Origin of the sequence: Methylobacterium sp. Leaf112, assembly GCF_001423295.1 — a bacterium.
GTDB lineage: Bacteria > Pseudomonadota > Alphaproteobacteria > Rhizobiales > Beijerinckiaceae > Methylobacterium.
The window spans coordinates 151346-175682 of sequence record NZ_LMNG01000012.1 but is presented as its reverse complement, the minus strand read 5'-3'; the positions used below and the strand labels follow the sequence as shown (position 1 = coordinate 175682).

Here is a 24337-nt window from a genome sequence, read left to right as displayed (position 1 = left end):
ATGAAAGGCGCGGCCGGCCCCCTCTCCTGGAAGGAGAGGGTTGGGGTGAGGTGTGCGAACCATCCGAAAAGGTCACACACCTCACCCTGTCCCTCTCCTGGAATGTGTGGGGGCCCGCGCTGCCCGCGATCCGTGTGAAAACGGTCATCCGCAGGAAAGGGGCGAGGTGCCCTGCGCCAAACCCCAAAATCCCTTTTCCTAGAACCCGGAGGCCATCATGGCTGCTCCCAAGGTGCTCATTTCCGACGCTCTCTCCGATGCGGCCGTGCAGATCTTTCGCGACCGCGGCATCGACGTCGACTTCATTCCCGACCTCGGCAAGGACAAGGACGCCTTCACGGCGATCATCGGCCATTACGACGGGCTCGCCATCCGCTCGGCCTCCAAGGTCACCAGCAAGGTCATCGCCGAGGCGGGTCGCCTCAAGGTGATCGGCCGGGCCGGCATCGGCGTCGACAATGTCGACGTGGCGGCGGCGACCGCCCGCGGCATCATCGTGATGAACACGCCCTTCGGCAATTCCATCACGACGGCCGAGCACGCCATCGCGCTGATGTTCGCCCTGGCCCGCCAGCTGCCCCAGGCCGACGCCTCGACCCAGGCCGGCAAGTGGGAGAAGAACCGCTTCATGGGCGTGGAGCTGACGGCCAAGACCCTGGGCATCATCGGCTGCGGCAACATCGGGGCCATCGTGGCCGACCGGGCCATCGGCCTCAAGCTCAAGGTGGTGGCGTACGATCCCTACCTGTCGCCGGAGCGTGCCGTGGAGCTCGGCGTCGAGAAAGTCGAGCTCGACGCCCTGCTGGCCCGGGCCGACATCATCACCCTGCACGTGCCGATGACGGACAAGACCCGCAACATCCTGTCGGCCGAGGCCATCGCCAAGACCAAGCGCGGCGTGCGGATCGTCAACTGCGCACGCGGCGGCCTCGTCGACGAGGTCGCCCTGCGGGCCGCCCTCGATTCCGGTCATGTCGCCGGCGCGGCCCTCGACGTGTTCGTCACCGAACCCGCCAAGCAGAACCCGCTGTTCGGGCATCCGAACGTCATCTGCACGCCGCATCTCGGCGCCTCCACCAACGAGGCCCAGGAGAACGTCGCCCTGCAGGTGGCCGAGCAGATGTCCGACTACCTGCTCCAGGGCGCCATCACCAACGCCATCAACTTCCCCTCCATCTCCGCCGACGAGGCGCCGCGCCTGAAGCCGTTCGTGGCCCTCGCCGAAAAGCTCGGCTCGTTCCTCGGGCAGCTCACGGAGGCGCCGATCAAGGGCATCCGCATCATCTACGAGGGGGCGGTGGCCTCCATGAACACCCGTGCGCTGACCTCCGCCGCCATCACGGGTGTGCTGCGGCCGTTCCTGCAGGACATCAACATGGTGTCGGCCCCGGCGCTCGCCCGGGAGCGGGGGATCGTCGTCGACGAGATCAAGCGCGAGGGCGCGGTCACGGATTTCGAATCGGTGATCCGCATCACTGTCGACGCCGAGGACATGCCGCGCGACGCGGCCGGGACCGTGTTCCACGACGGCAAGCCCCGGGTGATCGAGATCCGCTCCATCGCCATCGACGCGGCCTTCGCGCGCCACATGCTCTACGTGCGCAATCACGACAAGCCGGGCTTCATCGGGCGGCTGGGCAGCATCCTGGGCGAAGCGAACGTCAACGTGGCGACGTTCAACCTTGGCCGCGAGGAGGAAGGTGGCAGCGCCATCTGCCTGTGCGCCGTGGATGCGCCGGTGTCGGATGCGGTGCTGAAGCAGATCGACGCGATCCCGCAGGTGCGCCGGGTTCGCGCCGTGAGTTTCTGAAACGGGCTCGGTGGACGCGCGGCGCCCGGGGCCACCCGGGCGTCGTGCGATCTCCCTCCCAGCCCGGCCGTACGGATCGGTGAAGCGCGGGTTACCGTCCCTGCAAGGCGGGGCTTGATCACATCCGACGGTGGCGGGCGGCTGCCGGAAACGCAGGGTTCGCGAAGCCGCGGCCTCGGACGCGGGCGTCAACGGTCGGGCGTCGGAAGTCCGGGCAGGGCGGCCAAGGCGGGATCGGAGACCGCCATCGCCTTGAACAGGCTGCCCATGCCGCGCCGGGCCGGATCGGTGAGGCGCGAGACGGCTGCGGCGATCCGAACCGCCTGCTGCGGCGTTGCGCCGGCTCCCAGGCGCTCGGCACGCGCGCCGAGGCCAAGGGCCTGGAGGAAATCACGCTGGTCGACCGGTCCGTGCACCCGGGCGCCTTCGGCCGAGGCGGCCCGAGCCAGGGCGGAGAAATCCACGTGAGTGGTGAGGTCGGCTTCCCCCGGTGCCGCCAGGGGATCGACGAAGCGGTGCTGCGCCACCGCCTGGAGCGAATCGCCGAAGGCCGGCTGCGTATGACCGTAATCAATGGACAGCAGGGCGCCCCGGTCGCGCACGAGGCGCCGGGCGAGGATGCGGACGGTGTCGAGGGCGGCGCCCGGCAGGGTGAGGATCACGCCGACAGGGGCTTGATGCACGATGCGCGGATCGGGCTCCGCGCCGAGCCCGAAGGCGAGGCGCTCCCCCTCGGGTGTCAGGCCGATGCAGCGCTCGAACCAGCCACGCTCCGTACGCTGGAACTGGCGCACCGGCAGGGCGTCGAAGAATTCGTTGGCCACCACCAGGGCGGGCCCCGGCGGCACGGTCTCCACCGTCTCGTGCCAGGTCGGCCGGACGGCGGCGAGACGTTCGGCCTGCGCCGCCCGCAACACCGGACTCGTCTCGACGAGGTGGAGGTGGGGGCGAAGATCCGGGGCGGCGCGGGCGAGGGCCCGGAGCGCGTCCTGCATCAGGGTGCCGCGCCCGGGGCCGAGTTCCACCAGTGCGAGGTCGGCGGGCGCGCCGAGGGCACCCCAGGTGGCGGCGATCCAGATGCCGACGAGTTCGCCGAACATCTGCGAGATTTCCGGCGCGGTGGTGAAATCCCCGGCCGCGCCGAGGGGATCGCGCGTGCGATAATAGCCATGGACCGGATGGCTGAGGCAGACGTCCATGTAGCGCGCCAGCGGCATCGGCCCCGTGGCGAGGATCTCGTCGCGCAGAATTGCGAAGAGCGGCGTCGTCACGTCGGATCGGGCCGCTTGGAAACGGATTCCCGCGGTGCGGTCACGCCACGGGCGGCGAGCAGAATGGTGGCGATGCCGACCAGCGCCATGGGCACGCAGAGCAGCATCCCCATGGTGATTCCGCCGGTGCGCCAGCCCTCGGTGCCGAAGAGGTAGCCGAGCTGCCGGTCGGGCTCGCGGAAGAACTCGCAGAACGTCCGGGCGAGGGCGTAGCCGAGGACGAAGATCCCGCTGAGAAGCCCCGGCCTGCGGAAGCCGAACACCCGTACCGCCACAGCCATCACCCCGAACAGCAGGGCGCCTTCCGTGGCCGCCTCGTAGAGCTGACTCGGGTGGCGGGGCAGAAGGCCGCCGGAGGGAAACACCACGGCATAATCGAAGTCCGGGGCGATACGGCCCCACAGCTCGCCGTTCACGAAATTCGCGATGCGGCCGAAGAACAGCCCGATGGGGACGGTGACGGCGGCGAGATCGAACAGGTTGAAGGGCGCAAGATTCCGCGAGCGCGCGAACAGACCCATGGCCAGCACCGCCCCGAGGAACCCGCCATGGAACGACATGCCGCCGTTGCGGATGGCGAGGATCTCCAGGGGGTCGTTCAGGTAGAGGGGCAGGTTGTAGAACAGCACGTAGCCGATGCGCCCGCCGAGTACGACGCCGAGCGCCACCCAGACGATGAGATCGTCGATGTCGTCGAGGCTCGGCCGCTTGCCGGCCCCCCAGAGCCGGTCGATGGCCACGAGCCGGCGGGCGTAGAACCAGCCGCCAAGCAGGCCCGCGATGTAGGATAGCGCGTACCACTTGATGGTGAGCGGCCCGATGGCCACCGCCACCGGATCGATGGCGGGAAACGGCAGGGCGAGGAGCGGTGGCATCGGCGGGCGTCCCGATCTGAGCGGCTCTCGCGGACCTCCCGCGGCCCCTCACGGGCCCGGATTGGGGCGGGTAGCCCCGAGGAGTTCCGCGAGGGACTCCGAAGCCGGGCATTGGACGCGTGGGGCCGGGCGCGTCAAGGCCGAGCCCTGCACGGGGCTCATGTGATGTGGGGCAGCCTCAGCCCTCCGCGATGAGCAGGATTCCGTGGGCGTCGGGCCCCGCGAGACCGATCACGCTGCCGTCGCGTGCGGCGTGAAGCGGAACGTGCGGCCAGTCGCGCGCGAGCCGGTCGCGAAGGGCCGGCAGGTCGCGGAGGCCGAAGCGGAGCCGGGAGGTGAACCGGTCGCGGGCCGTGAAGGGCCGGCGGGCGGCGGTGGGAACGGGCGCGCGGTAATGCAGGAGTTCGACGTGCGGCACCGCCTCCGCGTCGGGCCGGAGCGCGATCACGTCGACCACGGGCTCGTCCAAGCCGTCGAGGGCGGCCTGCTCGTGCCCGCTGTTACGGCTCCGTCCGTCGAGGTGCAGCCCGAGGGCGTCGCGGAAGAATGCGATGGCGGATTCCGCGTCCGCGACCGTGATGGCGGAATGATCGATGCCGCGAAACAGGCCGGGGGCTTCGACCCAACGCCGGGCGCCCGCACCCTCCGGAAAGGCCAGGAGCTCCAGGGGATGTCCGTCGGGATCGCGAAACTTCCAGGCTGTGACGCCTCCGGAGGTGGGCGGCAGGCGCTGCGGACCGCCGCGCGAGATCGGCACGGGTGCGAAGGCGTCGAGGCGCGCGACGGCGCGGTTCATGTCCGCGACCACGATGGCGGCGTGCTGGAACCACGGATCGTTGGCCAGGGCACCGATGGGGTAGCGCTGACCGGGCGTATCGAAGGCCAGGAACTCGATGCTCTGGTCCCCAAGCCCCATACGCAACCGCCCCCCGCTGGCCTCGGGAAGGCCGAGCGCATCCAGTACGGCGCTCGGGATACGTTCGACGGGGCCGAGGCGGCGGAAATCGAGCCCGTCGCGGTAGAACGCCTCCGTTCGGGCGAGATCCGCCACCGTGCGACTGAGGCCGAGGAGACGGGTGACGCGGGGCCTCACAGCAGGCGCGCTCCGCGCTGGTTGAGGTAGATCGCTTGGAGGCGCTGGCCGGCGCAGAGGAACAGGCGCGACCGTTCGCGACCGCCGAAGGCGAGATTGGCGACGGGGCCGGGCGTCAGGATCTTGCCGAGCAGCGCACCGGACGGGTCGATGCAGTGGACCCCGTCGCCGGCGCTCGACCATAGGTTCCCGTCCGTATCGCAACGGAACCCATCGGCGAAGCCGGGCTCGACCGTATGGAACACCCGCCCGCCGGAGAGGCTGCCGCCTGCGCCGACCACGAACACCCGCAGGTGCCGCGTCGGCGCATCGGCGAATTGCAGGCCGCTTTCGGCGATGTACAGCCGGGTCTCGTCGGGCGAGAAGCACAGGCCGTTCGGCCCTTCGAAATCGTCGGCCACGATGGTGAGGTCGCCCGTTGTCGGGTCGAGGCGGTAGACCCGTGCCGGCAGTTCGGAGACCTGCTTGCCGCCCTCGTAATCCGTCTGGATGCCGTAGGGCGGATCGGTGAACCAGATCGTCCCGTCGGACCGGCAGACGATGTCGTTGGGCGAATTCAGGCGCCGTCCCTCGTACCGGTCGGCCAGCATCGTGACGGTGCCGTCGAGTTCGGTCCGGGTGATGCAGCGCCCGCGGTGCGAGCACGACAGCAGCCGCCCCTCGCGGTCGCGGGCATGCCCGTTCTCGAAGCCGCTCGGCGCGCGGAAGACGCTGAGGCCGCCGTGCTCGCTCCAGCGCATCACCCGGTCGTTGGGCAGGTCACTGAACAGGAGTTCGTCCCGGTCGCCGAACCAGACCGGGCCCTCGCACCAGCGAAACCCTTCCGCGAGGGTCTCCAACGGAGCGTTCGGCAGCACGAAGGCGCGAAAGCGCGGGTCGTGGATCTCGAAGCCGTCCATGGCGACCCCCTCAGGTGAAGCGGCCGGGCTGGTTCACCGTGGGGGACACGTCGAGGCCGACCACCATCATGGTGCAGGGTTCGTCGCCCACGGTGCCGGAGAGATGTCCCTTGCGGCCGTCATGCGCCACGGTGTTCTGATCTTCGCCGAACATGAGGTCGCCCGGCCCCATCTCGACCCGGTGCCCGTCCATGGTCTCGACGAACCAGCGCCCCGTCAGGACGGCGATCCACTGGGGCTTCGGGTTCTCGTGCCATTCGCCGACCCAGCCGACGGGGAGCACCGTGAAGGTGACGCCCGCCTTGGTCGGGTCCTGCTTGTCGTTCCATTGCGGCGCCACATCCGGGCCGACACCCTGGAACCGGAAGTTCGAGAGGGTGAACCGCTCCTGGCGGCTGATCCCCTCCGGATCGGTGAAGACGTGCCAATAGGGCATGGTCGGCGTCGTTCCGGTCATGGCGGGTTTCCTGTCTCAGGGTCGGGCTGGTGCGGCCGGCATTTGGATCTCCGCCGCTTGCGGGCCGCTCGAGAGGGGATGGTGCGCGACCTGCGAGGCCGGGGCGTAGCCGCCGCCGATCACCACGAGCAGCAGACCGCCGACGAGGCCGAAATTCTTGAAGAAGTCCCAGAAATGGGCGCGCCCTTCGCCGTCCCGCGACCAGAAGCCGGGGAACTCCCAGAAGCGGTGGAACAGCACGGCCGTCACGCCGCAGAAGCCGGCGAGTAGAAAGGCGCCGGCCCGGTCGTACCAGCCGATCACGATCATCACCGGCGTCATCGTCTCGACGAGGATGCCAAGCATGAGGAGCAGCGCCGGAAACGGCAGGGGGCCGGAGGCGGCCTGGGCCAACGCCTCGTCCCAGTGAACCACCTTGTCGTAAGCGCTCAGGGGAAACATGCAGACGAGGCAGATCTTGGCGAGCAGCGGCACCGCCACGAGATCGAGCCAGGTCATCGGCCGGTATCCGCTGCGTCGGACGCAGGGTTCACAGCGAACGCAGCGATCATCGGAGCCTCGTGCGGTGTTGCAGGGCACGAGCGTGTCCCACCCGCTTCCAACGCCACTCCGTCCGTACGGTTGCGCCCACGCGCGTCATTGTGTGCACCGCAGCGCGGAACGGGGCGGACGGGTTCACGTTGGCCGTCTCGAACGTCCGGCGGATCGTTCGGCACGGCTGCCCAGCCCAGGATCGACCCATGTCCCAGGATCGTTACGACGTCATCGTCATCGGCAGTGGTCCCGGCGGCGGCTCCCTCACGGCGGCCCTGGCGCCGACGGGAAAACGCATCCTCCTCCTCGAGCGCGGCGACTACCTGCCTCGCTCGCAGGCGAACTGGAGCGCCAAGACCGTGTTCGTGGACGGTGCCTATCAGGCCAAGGAAACGTGGTACGGCGGCGATGGGCGGGCCTTCAGTCCGGCACTGCACTACTACGTGGGCGGCAACTCGAAGGTGTACGGCGCAGCCCTCCTCAGGATGCGCGAGCGCGATTTCGAGGCCGTGCGCCACGTCGATGGTGTCTCACCGGCCTGGCCGCTCGGCTACGACGTGTTCGAGCCGTACTACACCCGGGCCGAGCGCCTGTTCGCCGTCCATGGCAATCGGGGCGAGGACCCGGGGGAGCCCTGGGCGAGCGCACCCTACGATCACCCCGCCGTCTCCCACGAGCCGCGCATCCAGCGGCTTTCGGACGACTGGGCCCGGCACGGCCTGCACCCATTCCACCTACCGCTGGGCATCAAGCTCGACGAGCGGAACGGCCGGCCGACCCCGACGAGCACCTGCATCCGCTGCGACGCCTTCGACGGGTTCCCCTGCCTTCTCAACGGCAAGGCCGACGCTCAGGTGATGACCGTCGATCCGACGCTGGCCGCGTACCCGAACGTCACCCTCCTCACCAACGCCTACGTGTCGCGTCTCGAAACCGATGCGTCGGGCCGCCGGGTGACCTCCGTCCACGTCACCCGAAGCGGCGAAGAGGAGCGCTACAGCGCCGACATCGTCGTGGTGGCGTGCGGAGCCCTTTCGTCGGCCCTGCTGCTCCTGCGCTCGCATTCCGACGCGCATCCGAACGGTCTCGCCAACGGATCGGATCAGGTCGGGCGCAACTACATGCGCCACAACATGTCGGTGCTGATGGCGCTGTCGAAGGAGCCCAACGACACGGTCTTCCAGAAAACGCTGGCGGTGTCGGACTACTACTTCGAATCGAAGGCCTGGGAGTATCCGATGGGTCTGATCCAGATGTGCGCCAAGACGCATCCCGATCAGATCCGCGGCGAGGAATTCCCGAAATGGACGGGCTTCCTGCCCGAGGCGCCCTTCGCCATGGTGGCGCGCCATTCCATGGACTTCTGGCTCCAGAGCGAGGACCTGCCGCACCCCGACAACCGGGTGAGCCTCGGAGCGGACGGTCGGGTGATCCTCGACGTGACGGAGACCAACCGCGAAGCCCACGACCGCCTGCGCGACACCCTGGAGGGCCTGCTCCAACCGGCCGGTGCCTACACCTACCTGTTCGAGCGCTCGCTCTACCTCGGCAAGAACATTCCCCTGAGCGGCACCGCCCATCAGGCCGGGACCCTGCGCTTCGGCACCGATCCCCAAACCTCGGTGCTGAACCTCGATTGCCGGGCGCACGAGGTCGACAATCTCTACGTCACCGATGCGAGCTTCTTTCCGTCCATCGGCGCGGTGAACCCGACCCTCACCATCGTGGCGAACGCGCTCCGGGTGGCGGCGCACCTTGAGGAACGTCTGGGCTGAAAGCGGAAGCGCCCGGGGCGAACCCCGGGCGCTTCTCCGCGTCGTAAGCCGGTCCGGGCGCTCAGGCGGCCCTGACGGTGGCGAGGAATCCGTCCACTTCGGCCCGCAGGCTCTCTGACTGGCGCGATAGATCGGCGGAGGCGCGCTGGACCTGTGCGGCGGAGGCGCCCGCTTCCTCGGCGGAGGTCGCCACCGCGGCGATGTCCTGCGTCATCGCCCCCGTGCCGGCCGAGGCCTGCCCCATGTTGCGGACGATCTCCTGGGTGGTCACGCCCTGTTCCTCGACGGCCGCCGCGATGCTGCCCGTGACCTGGCTCATCCCCTCGATGCGTCCGACGATGCCCTGGATCGCGCCGGCGGCCTCCCCGGTGGCAGCCTGGATCGCCTCCACCTGCTGGCCGATCTCCGTGGTGGCGCGCGCGGTCTGCTCCGCCAGATTCTTGACCTCCGCGGCGACCACGGCGAAGCCGCGGCCGGCCTCGCCGGCGCGTGCCGCCTCGATGGTGGCGTTCAGGGCCAGCAGGTTGGTCTGCCCGGCGATCTGGGAGACCATCCCGACGACGTCGCCGATGCGCGCGGCGGCCGTCGAGAGCCGGCGCATGGTGTCGGCGGTGCGGCCCGCCTCGTCCACGGCCTTGCGCGACATGTCGGCGGCCTGCTCGACCTGGCGGCCGATCTCGCCGACGGTCGCACCGAGCTCCTCCGCCGCCGTCGCGACGGCGTTGACGTTCCCGGCCGTCTCGTTGGCGGTCGCCGCGACGGTGACGGAGCGCTGCGCGGTTCCGGCCACGGCGGTGATCATGCTGTCCGACGCGGCATTGAGGCCGGAAGCCGCCTGCGACACCGTCTCGACGATCCGTCCCACGGAGCGCTCGAAGCCGTCGGCGAGCTCGGCGAGCAGCGCGCGGCGATCGGTCTCCTCCCGCATCCGCGCGGCGGCGGTGGTCTCGAGCTGGCGGGCGGCGTCCTCCAGGGAGATGTCGCGGATGGTGACGACGGCCCGGGCGATGCCGCCGATCTCGTCGGCGCGTCCGCTGCCCGGCACGTCGGCCAGGGTTTCGCGGCGGGCGAGGGCGTCGAGGGCACGGGTGAGGGCGCCGAGGGGACGGACGATGCCCCGGGCGAACAGGAGACCGAGGAGGGCGGTGAGCACCAGGACGCCGAGGGCGGTCAGCGCGAGGGCGCGGGTGAGGGTGCCGACGGCGCCGAGGATCTCGGTGTCGGATTGCGCCGCGACCAGGGTCCAGGGGGCGCCCATCACCGAAACCCGTGCCGTTGCCGCCATCCGGTCACCATCGGCGGTGGCATAGGTGAAGGGACGGTCGGTGTTGAGGAGCGCTGGGCTCAGGCCGAGACCGGCCGCTTCCATTCCAGCCGATATCTTGCCAGCCGATATCTTGCCAGCCGAGACCTTGCCGGCCGATCCGGCGCCCGCTTGGGCGATACCCAGGGGCGGGTTGCTGCGCAGGCGACCGTCGGTGCCGACCGCCACGACCTCTCCGGTGTCGCCGAGACCGCCGCGGTCGGACAGGGTCCGGTCGAACAGGGCAGGCGTGACGCGCATCACCACAAAGCCCATGCGGGTCGCCGCCTGGCCCGTGCCCATGGCGACGTTGGCCCGGCGCGTGATGGATTGCCCGAGAAACGCCGACGGTCCGGCTTCGGCCGGATAGGCGGCGAAATCCTCGTAGAGCGTCGCCGTCGCATCCGCGCCCTTCAGGCGTTCGATCAGGCGGGCGAGCCCGGTCTTGGCGAGGTCGGCTTCGGACAGGGCATGGGCGAAGTCGGCACCCTTCGTGGTGGTGTAGACGATGCGCCCGTCCTCCGAGACGAAGATCAGGTCGGCGTAGCCGCGCCGCTCGATGAGCTTGCGCGCCACCTCCTGCACCTTGGCGTGCCGGCGCGCGTACATCGTGCCCGCCGCTTCGGCATTCAGGCGATCCTCGAGCTTGGTCGGGGACGTGTAGGCCTGCACGACGGCGGCGAACTCGGCCTTCGCCGGATCGAGGGCCTCGACGAGATCCGTGAAGTTGCCGCCGACCTGCGGATTGGCCGCCGTGGTGGCGAGATCGCCGGCCGCGCGCTCGGCGACGAGTTCGATCCCGATCTTGCGCGCCGTCGCGGCGAGCTGGAGCCGGTCCTGCGCCCCTTCCATGAGGCCGGAGCGAGCGAAGTACCAGCTCAGCCCGCCCATCGCCGTGGCGCTGACGAGGGCGAGCCCGACCGTGATGGCCGGCAGGCGGATCTTGAGGCTGGAATAGGCGGACATTCGGGGGGCACCGGGGCGAGAACGCCTCGGTTTACCGGGCAATTTCTAAGGAAGACTTATCCCCGTCCTATGCCGGCAGCTAAAATCTATTGAGTTCGAATCATAACTCGATCACATCTGCCCTGCGAGATAAAATGCTTCCCACTACTGATCTGCGATAGAATTTCGTCGGTGTCCGACGTGGGACCGTACCCCGATGGCTCGATAGCCTGAACGTCTCCGCAACCGGACGAGGCATCTACCCGCTCATGTGTGGTCGTCGAGGAACATCCGGTAGGCGGGGTTATCGGTCTCGTCGATGCATGGATAGCCTAGGGCCGCGATGGCCGCGTCGAAGCGAGCCCGTTCGGTCGGCGGCACATCGATCCCGGCGAGTACTCGGCCGTAATCGGCACCGTGGTTGCGGTAGTGGAACAGGGTGATGGCGAAGCCCTCGCCGAGACCGTCGAGAAACTTCATCAGGGCGCCCGGGCGCTCGGGGAACTGGAAGCGATAAAGCCGCTCGTCGGAAAGTCCGGTCGCCCGGCCGCCGACCATGTAGCGGATATGGACCTTGGCCATCTCGTTGTCGCTCATATCGAGGGCTCGGTAGCCGGCCGCCGAGAGCTCCGCGATGAGCGCGCGCTTCTCGACCGCGCCGCCAGGCAAGTTGATGCCGACGAAGATCTGCGCCTCGCTGCCGCGCGCATAGCGATAATTGAACTCCGTGATGGCGCGCGGACCGAGGGTTCCGATGAAGGCGCGGTAAGCGCCCTGCCGCTCGGGAATCGTCACGCCGAGCAAGACTTCGCGCTGTTCGCCGATCTCGGCGCGCTCGGCGATGTGGCGCAGGCGGTCGAAGTTGAGATTGGCACCGCTTGAGATCGCCACCAGGGTGCCGGTTCCGGCACCCTCGCGCGCCGCGTAGGCCTTGGCCCCGGCCAGTGCGAGCGCGCCCGACGGCTCGGAGATCGCACGGGTGTCGTCGAAGATGTCCTTCACCGCCGCGCACATGGCATCGGTGTCGACGGTGATGACGCCGTCGAGGTGTTCGCGGCAGAGGCGGAACGTTTCCTCGCCGGCCTGGCGCACGGCGACGCCGTCGGCGAATAGGCCGACGGTGGGCAGCATCACGCGTTCGTTCGCCGCGAGCGCCGCCGCCATGCAGGCGGCGTCGTCCGGCTCGACGCCGATCACCTTGGTCTCGGGCCGCAGGTATTTCACGAAGGTGGCGATTCCGGCGGCCAATCCACCGCCCCCGATGGGGACGAAGATCGCCTCGATGGGCCCGGAATGCTGGGTCAGGATCTCCATGCCGATGGTGCCCTGGCCGGCGATCACGTCGGGATCGTCGAACGGGTGCAGGAAGGTCAGGCCTTGCGCCACCTCCAGTTCACGGGCGTGGCCGAGGGCTTCGTCGAAGGCGTCGCCGAACAGGATCACTTCGGCGCCGCGCGCCCGGCAGGCATCGACCTTGATGGCCGGCGTGGTGCGCGGCATCACGATGACGGCCCGCACGTTCAGCCGCGCGGCGGCGAGCGCCACACCCTGCGCGTGGTTGCCGGCGGACGCGCAGACGACGCCGCGCGCCAGCACCTCGGCCGAGAGGCCCGACATCTTGTTGTAGGCCCCGCGCAGCTTGAACGAGAACACCGGCTGCAGGTCCTCGCGCTTGAGGAGGACCGGGCGCCCGAGGCGCGCGGACATGCGCGGCATCGGGTCGAGGGGGCTCTCGACGGCGACGTCGTAGACGCGGGCGGTGAGGATCTTTCGGATGTAGTCGGTCAAGGAGTCGGGTGTCCGATTCGGGTGGGCGACGGTTCGGTTACCCGCACATAGGTCCGGCGCACGAAAGACGCGAGGCCGCTTCGCCGATCGGACCCCGGCCACCGTGCGGCTTACGGCTGCGCGTCGGCTCAGCTGACCCGCTCGAACAGGGCGGCGAGCCAGACGAGGGCCGCGACGGCCTGGGCCAGGAAAGCCCCGGCGGAGGCCAGATCCTTGACGATGCCGATCTTGGGGTGATGGCCGGGGTGGAGATGGTCGCAGAGCTTTTCGATGGCGGTGTTGAGGAACTCCGCCGCCAGCATGAGCAGGAGGCTCGCCACGAGAGCGACGCGGACCCAGAGGCCGGCGCCGACGAGGAACGCCAGTGGCAAACCCAGGAGCAGCAGGGCGAGTTCGAGGCGCACCGCCCGCTCAGTGCGGGCGCCGTGGGCGAGGCCGCGCCAGGAATTGAGGAAGGCGACGAGCAGCGCGCGCATGGTCAGGCCTTTGGAGCGCCCGCCGGAGCACCCTTGGCGATCCACTTGGCGAGCAGCGGTCCGGTGATCAGCACCACGAAAAGCCGCAGGGTCTGCACCGCGAGCACGAACGACACGTCCGCCTTCGAGCCCACCGCGATGATCGCCACCGAATCGAGGCCGCCGGGACTCGTGGCGAGGTAGGCGGTCAGGAAGTCGATGGGCAGGATTTGGGTGAGGCCGTAGGCCCAGACGGCGCAGAGCGCGATGACCGCGACGGTGGCGATGAGGATTCCGGGCAGGGCCGTCACCGTCTCACGCAAGGTCTCCCGGCGGAAGCGCAGGCCGACGTACCAGCCGATGGTCGCGTAGGCGAGGTCGAGGAGCGGGATCGGCAGCGCCATGCCGACGAGTCCGGCGGCGTGGAGCGCGGATCCGAGGAGCATCGGTCCGATCAGGGCGGCGGCCGGCAGGCGCAGGAGGTGTGCGAGGGCAAAGCCCACGGCCGCCACCGTCAGGGTCACCAGGACGGTCAGCGGCGGTGTCGTGCCGGCGGCCGGTGCGGCCGGCGCTGCGACATCGGTGAGGAGGCGTGCGACCGCGGAGGCCGACAGCACCACCACGACGACCCGGACATATTGCATGAAGGCGACGAGGCGCGGATCAGCGCCGTACTCCTCCGACATCGCCACCATGGCGGCGGCTCCCCCTGGGGAGGAGCCCCAGGCGGCGGTGGTGCCGGGCAGGATGTGCAGGCGCGTCAGGGTCCAGCCGACGACGGCGCCCGCCACCACGGTGACGAGGACCACGGCGAGGATGATCCACCCGTCTTCCGTGATGGTGGCGACGATCTCGGCGGTGACGGCTTTTGCTACGAGGCAACCGATCATCGCCTGTGCGGCGAGGAAGCCGGGCTTCGGAACGCCGAGCCCGGCGCCGCCGACGCCGAACGCGATGGCGGCCAGCATCGGCCCGAGCAGGAGGGCGGCGGGAAAATGCCCCAGCGTCAGGCCGTACGCGAGGGCGCCCGAGGACGCGACGAGCGCCACCCAGAGGCCGAGGGACCGGAAGAACTGCACAGCGGGAGCCGGGAGGCGAGAGCGGGGGAGGGAGGGCCGTAGGGGAGATCTGGCGCGCTACACCGGATCGGAGACGCTGTCACGACGGGCCGATGCGGGTGCCGAAGCCCCGTCGTCGCGGCAGGCGGTGGTACCGGCCGGTGCGTGCGCGCGGAAGAAGGCGGCAAGGTGCGCGAGGCCGGCGCCGCGCGGATCGCTGGCACGCCAGGCGAGAGCGACGGTACGGCCGGGACCATCGACGTCGAAGCCCCGCGTCACGGTAAGGCCGCTCGGATCGGGCGCCGCCGGCACGGCGAGGGCCGGCAGCAGGGTGTAGCCGGCCCCCGCCGCCACCATGGAGCGCAGGGTCTCCAGACTCGTGGCGTGGCGGCCGGCCGCACTGCCGGCGCCGCAGGCCGCCACGGTCTGGTCGCGCAGGCAATTGCCTTCATCGAGGAGAAGAAGGTCCGGCCCGGCGATGTCGCGGGCCCGCAGGGCGCCGCCGCGGGCCAGGGGATGCTCGGCCGGGCAGGCGAGCAGGAACGGCTCGATGAACAGCGGCGAGATCGTCAGCCCTGACGACGGCACCGGCAGGGACAGCAGGGCGGCGTCGATGCGCCCGTCGCGCAACCCTTCCAGAATTTCCGCCGTGCGCGCTTCGCTCAGCGCCAGGGCCAGCAGCGGGAATTCCTGGCGCAGGCTGCGCAGGACAAGGGGAAAAAGGTAGGGGCCGAGCGTCTGGATGGCCGCGAGCACGAGGCGGCCGGTGAGCGGCGCGCCGCGTCCCTCGCTCGCCAGCACCAGCAGGCGCTGCGCCTCGGCCAGCACCGTGCGGGCCTGCCGGACGATGCCTTGGCCGGCGGGGGTGAGCATCACCCGGCGGTTGCCGCGTTCGAACAGGACGAGGCCCAGGGATTCCTCGAGCTTGCGCACCTGCACGCTCAGGGTCGGCTGGCTGACGTTGCAGCGCTCGGCGGCGCGACCGAAATGCGTCTCCTCGGCGACGGCCACGACATACTCGAGGTCGCGCAGGGACAATCCAGACAGGTTCATAGGCTGCGTCTATCAGAACGTTTGCCACGATGCATTGGCCAAACGATCCACGGGGGTCCATAAGCTGGTCTCAGAACAATTCCAGGGTCGATGGCGTTCACGAGCCACGGTGCTCCGAACCCATCCCCCGGTCCGATTCAACCATTTGGAGAGAGCACCGCATGAGCGATCAGCGCCCGATTCTGACCACCCGTCAGGGCCACCCGGTTCGCGACAACCAGAGCACCCGCACGGTGGGCGAGCGCGGTCCTGCGACCCTCGAGAACTACCAGTTCATCGAGAAGATCACGCATTTCGACCGCGAGCGCATTCCGGAGCGCGTGGTGCACGCTCGCGGTGCGGGCGCCCACGGCTACTTCGAGGCTTACGGCAAGATCGGCAACGAGCCGGCCTCCAAGTACACCCGCGCCCGCGTGCTCAACGAGACCGGCGTGAAGACGCCGATGTTCGTGCGCTTCTCCACCGTCGCGGGCGCCAAGGAGTCGCCTGAGACCGAGCGCGACCCGCGCGGCTTCGCGGTGAAGTTCAAGACCGTCGACGGCAATTGGGATCTCGTCGGCAACAACCTCAAGGTCTTCTTCATCCGCGACGCGATCAAGTTCCCCGACATGATCCACGCGTTCAAGCCGGACCCGGTGACGAACCGCCAGGAGGCGTGGCGCTTCTTCGACTTCGTGGCCCAGCACCCCGAAGCCATCCACATGGTCACCCACCTGAAGTCGCCATGGGGCATCCCGGCCAACTATCGGGAGATGGAAGGCTCGGGCGTCAACACCTACAAGCTCGTCAACGACCAGGGCGAAGCGGTGCTGTGCAAGTTCCATTGGGAGCCCAAGCAGGGCATCCGCAACCTGACTTCGGCCCAAGCCTCCGAGATCCAGGCCAAGGATGTCGGCCACGCCACCCGCGACCTCTACGACAACATTTCCAAGGGCAACTTCCCCGAGTGGGAATTCTGCGTGCAGATCATGCCCGACGGCCCGAACGACCACCTGTCGTTCGATCCCCTGGACGACACCAAGCTGTGGCCGGTGGAAGACTTCCCGCTGCTGCCGGTGGGCCGCATGGTGCTCGACCGCGTGCCCGACAACTTCTTCGCGGAAGTCGAGCAGTCGGCCTTCGGCACGGGCGTGCTCGTCGACGGTATCGATTTCTCGGACGACAAGATGCTCCAGGGCCGGACGCTGTCCTACTCGGACACGCAGCGTTACCGCGTCGGCGCCAACTACCTCCAGCTGCCGATCAACGCGCCGCAGCCCGGCGTGAAGGTCTATTCGAACCAGCGCGACGGCCAGATGACCTATGGGGTCGACGGCCATGGCCAGAACCGCCACATCAACTACGAGCCCTCGACCATCGGTGAGGGCCTCGCCGAAGCGCCCAAGCCCGCCAAGGACTACCACCAGCCGGTGGAGGGCCAGCTCGGCCGCTTCCAGACCTCGCGCACCGAGGACGACTACACGCAGGCCGGCGTGCGCTACCGTTCGTTCCAGGATTGGGAGCGCGACGACCTCATCGCCAACCTCGTCGGCGACATGAAGCAGTGCCCCGAGGCGATCCAGCTGCGGATGGTCTGGCACTTCTCTCACGCGGATGCGGATTACGGCCGCCGCGTCGCCGAGGGGGCGGGCATCGATCTGGCGAAGGCCCTGGCCCTGCCGCCGCTTCCGGGCCGCGCGGCTCCGGGCAAGCGCCTCCAGGCCGAGACCTATACGGACGGCAGCCAAGCCCACCGCGTCGCCGCCGAGTAAGCCTCAGGCGCCGTAGACCGGCGTCACCGGAACCCCAGCCCCGCACGGCCCCCCGGCCGTGCGGGGTTTTTCGTTGGACCGAGGGATCGTCGGCGGCTGTCCCGCCGCAGGGGGCGCCGTCTCATACCGGTTGATCGCTTCGCGATGCGGATTTGGGCTTCGCTCAAGCGCCGCGCGGGCTGTCTGAGACTGTCTCCGAATGGATCATCCGGAGTCAGTCTCAGGCGCCGCGCGGGTCCGGCACGCCGACGGTCCGGTTCTGCCCGGCCCAGAAGCTGCAGATCAGTGCGCCCCCGGCGATGAGACAGAACAGGGTGACGGAGGCGCCCCAGCCGCCGGTGAGGTCGTGGGCGAGGCCGAAGCCGAGGGGGCCGAGGGACGCCAAGGTGTAGCCGACGCTCTGGGACATGGCGGCGAGATCCGCCGCGCCGGCCGTGTCGCGGGCACGCAGGACGATGAGGGTGAGGCCGAGGCCGAACAGGCCACCGAGGGCGCCGCCCAGCAGCATACCGAACGGCAGAGCGAGACCGAGGGGCCCGAAGACCAGGCCCAGGATGGTCACCACGGCGAGGCCCAGCAACACCATGGCGAACAGGCGCTGGTCCTTTGCCCGCGCGGCGAGGGACGGCACGACGAGGGCGAAGGGCGCCTGCCCGATGCTCATGAGGGACGCGACGTAGCCGGCCTCCATGGCGCTGAGGCCTCGGTCGTGCAGCACCACCGGCAGCCAGCCGAACATGATGTAGGCGAGCGACGATTGCAGGCCCATGAACCCGGTCACCTGCCAGGCGAGCCGGTCCCGCCACAGGGGGCGCCGCCGCACGGCGCGTTCGGCCGGGTCGGGCGCGCGGGCGAAGGGGAGCCACGCCAGGGTGGCGACCAGGGCCGGGACGCTCCAGAGGCCGAGGGCCGTGGACCAGTTTCCGGCGGCCTGCGTCAGGGGCACGCTGAAGCCCGCCCCGGCGGCGGCCCCGAGACACAGGACCATGGTGTAGAGCCCGGTGACGCGGCCGACCTGGGTTGGGAACTCGCGCTTCACGAGCCCCGGTAGCAGGACGCCCGACAGGCCGATCCCGAGGGCGGCGAGGCAGGCGCCGGCAAAGAGCGGTCCCAATCCGCCAAAGCCCCGGAGCCCCGAACCGAGGGTGACGATGGCGACGGCGAGCAGGACGCCGCGATCGGCGCCGAGTCGGCGGATCACGAGGGGGCCCAGCACGCAGGCGAGGCCGATGCACAGCACCGGCAGGGTGTTGAGGAGGGCCGCACCCCGGGTCCCGAGCCCGGTCGCCGCCTGGATCGTCTCGATGAGCGGCCCGACGGTGGTCAGGGCCGGGCGCATGTTGAACGCGACGAGCAGGATGCCGGCGCCGAGGAGGAGGGGACGCGCCGCCGACACCGGCCGGCTCACGCCGACCGCCGTCGCGCCGTGAGCGCCAGGATGAGGGTGAGGCCGAGCAGAATCGCGAAGGGAGCGTCGCCGAAGCGGGCGTAGGGGGTACGATCGGCGAGCCGCACGGGGAGATCGGCGTCGAGGACGCCCTCGACCCCGACGGGCAGGCTCGCGACGATCCGGCCATGGGCGTCGACCACGGCCGAGATGCCGGTGTTGGCGTCGCGCACCAGGGGTAGGCCTTCCTCGACGGCGCGCAGGCGCGCCTGGGCGAAGTGCTGGCGCGGGCCGGGCGTGTCGCCGAACCAGGCATCGTTGGTGAGGTTGAGGATCAGGCCCGGCACCGGCGGCGGCCCGCTCGGACCCGCTTCCGGCACGATGGCGCCGGGGAAGATCGCCTCGTAGCAGATGGTGGCGGCGATGGGCGGTAATCCCGGTACCGACAGGATGCGCTGACGGGCTCGGTCACCGGCGGTGAACCCGCCGGGAATCGACACGAACTGACGGATGTGCAGGGCCCGCAGGAATGCGTCGAGGGGACCCGGCAGATACTCGCCGAAGGGGACGAGGTGAACCTTGTCGTAGACTTCACCGAGTTTCGGCCCGGCCGCGAGGGTGAGGATCGCGTTGAAGAAGTGCGGGCGCTCGCCCGGGAGCGGCGTGTCGGCCCGGGCCGCGCCCGTGATCAGCTGCTTGCCCGGCGGCAGGGCGGCGGCGATGCGGGCCAGGGCTGCCGGGTCGCGCTGGATCAGGAACGGAAACGCCGATTCCGGCCAGATCACGTGGGTGACGTCGGACAGGCCCGACCGGTCCGGGGCGGCGGCACGGTCGCTGAGCTCGATGTAGCGGTCGAGGATGTCTTCGCGGTTCTCGGGGCGGAACTTGGCGTCCTGGTTCAGGTTCGGCTGGACGAGGCGCAGCCGGATGCCCGCCACGGTGGCGTCGGGCCCTGCCGGCAGGCGCGCCGCGCCGAGGAGCGCCATGGACCCGAGTACGATGCCCGCCAGAACGGTCGGCACCAAACGGGCGGACGGGGACGCGCCCGTCGCGAGGGTCGCGGGAGCGGCGGCGATCAGGACCGCCAGGAGGGTGAGGCCGTAGAGGCCGATTCCGGCCGCACTCTGCATCAGCCAGAGGTTCTGGCCGAGCGCCATCCCGAGGGTGTTCCACGGGAAACCCGTGAACAGGTGGCCGCGCAGCCACTCGCAGGCGGCGAGCCCGAAGGCGAGGGCGAGGACGCGCCCCGCGCCCGGCGACCAGACGAGGCGGGCCAGGGCGAACCCGAACCCGTAGAACACGCCCAGCACCGCCGGCAGGCCGATCACTCCGAGGGGCAGGGCCCAGGCGAATTCCTCCGCTTCCACCAGGAAGGCCGAGCCAAGCCACCACAGGCCGGCCGTGAGATAGCCGAACCCCCAGGCCCAGCCGATGAGGCCGGCGGTCCGCAGGGTATGCCAGGCGCGGCGGCCCGTGGGAGCGCCGTCGAGGAGCCAGACGGCCACCGACAGAGCGACGGCGAGGGCCGGAAGGGCGCCGAAGGGCGGCATCGCCAGGGCCCCGAACGCCCCGGCGCAATAGGCGACGAGCAGCCGGCGCCACCCCGCGCTCAGCATCACCCATTGGGCGAGGAGGGCGAGGGGGCCGGGCGCCGGCATGGCGTCGGCGCGGCCAACAGTCATCGAACGACCGTCGCCGTCACGATGCGGGGGCTTCGAGGCTCGGATTGGGTGCGGGCGGCGGCAGCGCCAGCGGCACCACCGACGCGATCTGCGCATCGCTGCGCTTGAGACGCAGGCGCTTCACCCGCCGTGGATCCGCGTCGAGCACCTCGAATTCGAGGTCGCCCGGGCCGGCGATGAGTTCGCCGCGCGAGGGCACGCGTCCGGCGAGGGTCACGATGAGGCCCCCGATGGTGTCGATCTCCTCCGCCATCTCGCCGACCGCCGCGACGAGGTCGACGCCGCTCGCCTCCGACACCTCGGCGAGGCCCGCACGGGCGTCGGCCACGAAGACGTCGCCTTCGCCCTCGACGCGCTGCACGAGGCGGCCTTCAGCGACGTCGTGCTCGTCCTCGATGTCGCCCACCACCATCTCGACGAGATCCTCGATGGAGATGAGGCCGTCCGTGCCGCCGTACTCGTCGATGACCAGCGCCATGTGGGTGCGGGTCGCCTGCATCCGCACGAGGAGGTCGATGGCCGGCATGGAGGGCGGCACGAACAGGACCGGACGCTGGATCCGGGTGGAGGCGAGGGTCGCCGAAAGATCGACGCTGGCGAGGTTGAGAGTGCGCAATGCGCGGGCACCCCGGCGGGGCCGCGGGACCGGTGTTTCGTCCGAAGGCTCGGCGAGGGAGGACTCGACGGGGGTCGCGCCCGGCCGCCGATGGCCGACCTCCGCGCGGGCGGCGATATGCTCGACGAAGTCGCGGATGTGGACCATGCCCTTCGGGTCGTCGAGGGTCTCGCCGTAGACGGGCAGGCGCGAATGCCCGGCCGTCCGGAACAGCTTGAGCAATTCGCCCAGACTCGTGTCCATGGACACGGCGACGATGTCGATGCGCGGGATCATCACGTCGTCCACCCGCACCTTGTGCAGGCCGAGCACGTTCTTGAGCATGGCGCGCTCGATGGGCGAGAAGGCGTTCTCGCCCGAATCGGGCTCAGCCAGCCGGTCCTCGATATCGTCGCGCAACGAATCGCGCGGCCGGAGGTGGAAGACGTGCAGCAGACGGTCGTACCAGGGCTCGCGGGGGTGAGCCTCACCGTCGTTCGCGCTGGGCGCGGCCTGGGCCGCGCCGCGACTTCGATCGTTCGTCATGTCTCTCTGATCTGGGATGACGGGCGTTGCTGCCGCTCAATCGGCGTAGGGATCGGGCATGCCGAGGGTGGCGAGGGCCGCGATTTCGAGCGCCTCCATGGCCTCGGCGTCCGCGTCGCCCGTCTCGTGGTCCTGACCGAGGAGGTGGAGGGTGCCATGGACAAGGAGGTGCGCGAGGTGGTGACTGAGCGGCTTCGATTGCTCGGCACTCTCGCGCAGCATCGTGTCATACGCAAGAACGACATCGCCGAGCGGCCGCGCCATTCCCGCATGGGGGGGCTGCGGGGGCGCAGGAAACGACAGGACGTTGGTGGGCTTGTCCTGTCCGCGCCAAGTCCGGTTCAGGGCCTGCACCGCAGCGTCGGTGGTGAGCAGGACGCTGACCTCCACCGCTTCCTTGGGGGAATCCGGTGCGATGGCGAGCCCGGCCTCCACGGCGCGGATCACGAACGCTTCGAGGTCCGGCACCACGTCGTTCCAGCGTGCGTCCTCGACGGCGACGTCGATTTCGGTCTCGATCATGAATTGGGCCGGCGGCGCGGATTCGGGTTGCGGTCGGATTCGTGCTCGCCGTGGGCGGCCGATTCGTAGGCGGTGACGATGCGGCGCACGAGGTCGTGGCGTACCACGTCGACGTCGCGGAAGGTGACGCGACCGATGCCCTCGACGCCGTCCAGGATCTTCACCGCCTCGACGAGGCCCGAGCGCTGGCCCGGCGGCAGATCGACCTGGCTCGGATCACCCGTGATGATCATTCGGGAGTTCTCGCCGAGGCGCGTCAGGAACATCTTCATCTGCATGGAGGTGGTGTTCTGCGCCTCGTCGAGGAGCACCACGGCATTGGTGAGGGTGCGTCCGCGCATGAAGGCGAGCGGCGCGATTTCGATGATCCCGGTCTGAAGGCCGCGGTCGACGTGGCGGGCTTCCATGAAATCGTAGAGCGCGTCGTAGATCGGGCGCAGGTACGGATCGACCTTGTCGCGCATGTCGCCGGGCAGGAAGCCGAGGCGCTCGCCGGCCTCGACGGCCGGGCGGGACAGGATGATGCGCTCCACGTGACCCTGCTCCAGCAGCGAGACGGCGTGGCCGACGGCCAGCCAGGTCTTGCCGGTGCCGGCCGGGCCCTCGGCGAACACGAGTTCGCGGGTGCGCAGCAGCTTGATGTAGGCGTCCTGCGCCGTGTTGCGGGCGCGCACGGCGCCGCGCCGGCGGGTGGCGATCTGGTCGAAGACCGGCCGGTCGGGCTCGGCGCTGACCTCGGCCGCCGGGAACAGGGTGCCCTGCTGCGTCGTCTCCTGGATCGCGCCGTCGACGTCGCCGAGCGTCAGGGCGGTGCCGCTGGCCCGGACGCGGGCATAGAGGCGCTCGAACACCTTGCGGGCAAGTTCCGCCGCCTCGGGCGAGCCCTTGATGACGAGGTGGTTGCCCAAAGCCGTGGCGGTGACGCCGAGGCGCCGCTCGAGATGGGCGACGTTCTGGTCGTACTGGCCGAAGACGAGGCTCGCGAGACGGTTGTCGTCGAAGGTCAGGGACGCCTCGAGGGATTCGACGATCTCGCCCACCCGCGCCGCCGGGCCGCGCCCGCGCAAGGGGCCGATCCGTCCGATCCCGTCAGATGCTGCCACGCCGGTGTCCTTCGATGGTGATGCCACGGAACGGGGCCGCCGCGCTCACGCCGCGACCGCCGCATCGGCGACGGTCTCGCCGAACAGGCTGTTGGAGCCGGCCCTGACGATCCGCACGGGCACGAGGGTGCCGATGGTGGATGTGGGCGCGTCGAACTGAACGGGTAGGAGGTGAGGCGTCTTGCCCGCCACCTGACCGGGGTGGCGCCCGGCCTTCTCCACGAGAACCTCGACCACGGCGCCGACATACGAGGCGTTGAAGGCGTGGCGCTGCGCATCGAGAAGGGTCTGCAGGGCGTGCAGACGGCGGGTCTTCACGTCCTCCGGCACCATGTCGTCCCACTCCGCCGCGGGCGTTCCGGGGCGCGGGCTGTACTTGAACGAGTAGGCGCTGGCGAAGCCGATGTCGGCGACGAGCCGCAGGGTCTCCTCGAACTCCGCCTCGGTCTCGCCGGGGAAGCCGACGATGAAATCCGACGACAGGGCGATGTCGGGCCGCACCGCCCGCATCTCCGCGATGCGGTCGCGGTAGCTCGCGGCCGTGTGCTTGCGGTTCATGGCCTTCAGCACCCGGTCGGAGCCCGACTGCACCGGCAGGTGCAGGAACGGCATCAGGGCCGGCAGGCTGCCATGGGCCGCCACGAGGTCGGACGTCATGTCGTTGGGGTGGCTGGTGGTGTAGCGCAGGCGTAAGATGCCGGGCAGCGACGCGATCTCGCGCATGAGGTCGGGCAGGGTGGCCGACCCGCCGTCGAGGCCGACGCCGTGATAGGCGTTCACGTTCTGGCCGATAAGGGTGATCTCGCGGGCGCCGCCCTGGAGCAACCGCTCCGCCTCGGCCCGGATCGCCGCCACGGAGCGCGAGACCTCGGCGCCGCGGGTGTAGGGCACCACGCAGAAGGCGCAGAACTTGTCGCAGCCCTCCTGCACCGTGAGGAAGGCCGTGACCCCGAGGGTGCGCCGCGCCGGCAGGTGGTCGAACTTGTCCTCGACGGGGAATTCCGTATCGACCACGCGCTTCGTGCGCGAGCGGGCGAGGAGATCGGGCAGGCGGTGATAGTTCTGCGGGCCGACCACCACGTCGACGCTCGGCGCGCGGGACAGGATCTCGGCCCCCTCGGCCTGGGCGACGCAGCCCGCCACCACGATGCGGGTGTCGTGTCCGGCGGCGGCGCGCTCGGTCTTGAGGACGCGCAGGCGTCCGAGTTCCGAATAGACCTTGTCGGCCGCCTTCTCACGGATGTGACAGGTGTTGAGGATGACGACATCCGCCTCCTCCACCGTGTCGGTGGCGGTGTAGCCCTCGGCGCCGAGCACGTCCGCCATCCGGGTGGCATCGTAGGCGTTCATCTGGCAGCCGTAGGATTTGACGAAGGCTTTCTTCAACAGTCCGGTCCCGACCCGTGGTTCGCCACGGCCTTAACACGGTTCCGGC

General features: G+C 69.9%; 20 protein-coding genes. 3 read left to right on the top strand and 17 right to left on the bottom strand.

The window, feature by feature from the left end; translation table 11 throughout:
- Positions 1-217: 217 nt before the first annotated feature.
- Positions 218-1810, top strand: coding sequence for a phosphoglycerate dehydrogenase (serA, locus tag ASF52_RS07555; protein ID WP_056170081.1), 1593 nt, complete (start codon positions 218-220; stop codon positions 1808-1810).
- Positions 1811-1998: 188 nt separating this feature from the next.
- On the opposite strand, the gene ASF52_RS07550 is transcribed toward serA, so the two are convergent.
- From ASF52_RS07550 to ASF52_RS07525, 6 genes are all read right to left on the bottom strand, one after another.
- Positions 1999-3027, bottom strand: a complete 1029-nt coding sequence (locus ASF52_RS07550; RefSeq protein ID WP_056170678.1) for a class I SAM-dependent methyltransferase — start codon at positions 3025-3027, stop codon at positions 1999-2001.
- A 50-nt stretch (positions 3028-3077) separates the two neighbouring features.
- Positions 3078-3956, bottom strand: coding sequence for a prolipoprotein diacylglyceryl transferase (lgt, locus tag ASF52_RS07545; protein ID WP_056170077.1), 879 nt, complete (start codon positions 3954-3956; stop codon positions 3078-3080).
- Positions 3957-4134: 178 nt separating this feature from the next.
- On the bottom strand, positions 4135-5049 hold the full coding sequence (locus tag ASF52_RS07540; protein WP_056170074.1) for a VOC family protein: 915 nt from the start codon (positions 5047-5049) through the stop codon (positions 4135-4137).
- A complete protein-coding gene (locus tag ASF52_RS07535) occupies positions 5046-5948 on the bottom strand; it encodes an SMP-30/gluconolactonase/LRE family protein (RefSeq protein ID WP_056170070.1) in 903 nt (300 codons plus the stop codon). The genes ASF52_RS07540 and ASF52_RS07535 overlap by 4 nt, the downstream gene beginning before the upstream one ends.
- A gap of 10 nt (positions 5949-5958) precedes the next feature.
- Positions 5959-6405 (bottom strand): cupin domain-containing protein, encoded by a 447-nt coding sequence (locus ASF52_RS07530; RefSeq protein ID WP_056170068.1) that lies wholly within the window; start codon positions 6403-6405, stop codon positions 5959-5961.
- A gap of 15 nt (positions 6406-6420) precedes the next feature.
- Positions 6421-6903, bottom strand: a complete 483-nt coding sequence (locus ASF52_RS07525) for a DoxX family protein (RefSeq protein ID WP_056170065.1) — start codon at positions 6901-6903, stop codon at positions 6421-6423.
- 242 nt (positions 6904-7145) lie between these two features.
- Here ASF52_RS07525 and ASF52_RS07520 point away from each other — a divergent pair, with 242 nt between their 5' ends.
- Positions 7146-8714: a GMC oxidoreductase gene (locus ASF52_RS07520; RefSeq protein ID WP_056170060.1), complete on the top strand. Its 1569-nt coding sequence runs from the start codon at positions 7146-7148 to the stop codon at positions 8712-8714.
- A 61-nt stretch (positions 8715-8775) separates the two neighbouring features.
- Here the strand turns inward: ASF52_RS07520 and ASF52_RS07515 are convergent, their stop codons facing one another.
- The 5 genes from ASF52_RS07515 to ASF52_RS07495 form a co-directional block, all read right to left on the bottom strand.
- Positions 8776-10983 carry a methyl-accepting chemotaxis protein gene (locus ASF52_RS07515; protein WP_056170057.1) on the bottom strand — a complete coding sequence of 736 codons (2208 nt, stop codon included), beginning with the start codon at positions 10981-10983 and terminating at the stop codon, positions 8776-8778.
- Positions 10984-11229: 246 nt separating this feature from the next.
- Positions 11230-12852 (bottom strand): threonine ammonia-lyase, biosynthetic, encoded by a 1623-nt coding sequence (ilvA, locus tag ASF52_RS07510; protein WP_274533784.1) that lies wholly within the window; start codon positions 12850-12852, stop codon positions 11230-11232.
- A 26-nt stretch (positions 12853-12878) separates the two neighbouring features.
- Positions 12879-13226 carry a diacylglycerol kinase gene (locus ASF52_RS07505; RefSeq protein WP_056170050.1) on the bottom strand — a complete coding sequence of 116 codons (348 nt, stop codon included), beginning with the start codon at positions 13224-13226 and terminating at the stop codon, positions 12879-12881.
- 2 nt (positions 13227-13228) lie between these two features.
- Positions 13229-14284, bottom strand: coding sequence for an AbrB family transcriptional regulator (locus ASF52_RS07500; protein WP_056170047.1), 1056 nt, complete (start codon positions 14282-14284; stop codon positions 13229-13231).
- A 57-nt stretch (positions 14285-14341) separates the two neighbouring features.
- Positions 14342-15316 (bottom strand): LysR substrate-binding domain-containing protein, encoded by a 975-nt coding sequence (locus tag ASF52_RS07495; RefSeq protein ID WP_056170043.1) that lies wholly within the window; start codon positions 15314-15316, stop codon positions 14342-14344.
- 161 nt (positions 15317-15477) lie between these two features.
- Between ASF52_RS07495 and ASF52_RS07490 the strand changes: the two genes are divergently transcribed.
- A complete protein-coding gene (locus tag ASF52_RS07490; RefSeq protein WP_056170041.1) occupies positions 15478-17067 on the top strand; it encodes a catalase in 1590 nt (529 codons plus the stop codon).
- Positions 17068-17287: 220 nt separating this feature from the next.
- Here the strand turns inward: ASF52_RS07490 and ASF52_RS07485 are convergent, their stop codons facing one another.
- The 6 genes from ASF52_RS07485 to miaB form a co-directional block, all read right to left on the bottom strand.
- Positions 17288-18475 carry a CynX/NimT family MFS transporter gene (locus ASF52_RS07485; protein WP_056170037.1) on the bottom strand — a complete coding sequence of 396 codons (1188 nt, stop codon included), beginning with the start codon at positions 18473-18475 and terminating at the stop codon, positions 17288-17290.
- Positions 18472-20136: an apolipoprotein N-acyltransferase gene (gene lnt, locus ASF52_RS07480; RefSeq protein WP_056170034.1), complete on the bottom strand. Its 1665-nt coding sequence runs from the start codon at positions 20134-20136 to the stop codon at positions 18472-18474. The genes ASF52_RS07485 and lnt overlap by 4 nt, the downstream gene beginning before the upstream one ends.
- A 16-nt stretch (positions 20137-20152) precedes the next feature.
- Entirely contained in the window at positions 20153-21277 is a 1125-nt protein-coding gene (locus ASF52_RS07475) for a CBS domain-containing protein (RefSeq protein WP_056170031.1), read from the bottom strand.
- A 36-nt stretch (positions 21278-21313) separates the two neighbouring features.
- Positions 21314-21799 (bottom strand): rRNA maturation RNase YbeY, encoded by a 486-nt coding sequence (ybeY, locus tag ASF52_RS07470; protein WP_056170028.1) that lies wholly within the window; start codon positions 21797-21799, stop codon positions 21314-21316.
- Positions 21796-22866 (bottom strand): PhoH family protein, encoded by a 1071-nt coding sequence (locus tag ASF52_RS07465; protein WP_244473750.1) that lies wholly within the window; start codon positions 22864-22866, stop codon positions 21796-21798. The genes ybeY and ASF52_RS07465 overlap by 4 nt, the downstream gene beginning before the upstream one ends.
- A gap of 81 nt (positions 22867-22947) precedes the next feature.
- The gene (gene miaB, locus ASF52_RS07460) at positions 22948-24288 is read right to left on the bottom strand and encodes a tRNA (N6-isopentenyl adenosine(37)-C2)-methylthiotransferase MiaB (RefSeq protein ID WP_056170025.1); all 1341 of its coding nucleotides are present in this window, start codon (positions 24286-24288) and stop codon (positions 22948-22950) included.
- Between the last annotated feature and the right edge of the window lie 49 nt (positions 24289-24337).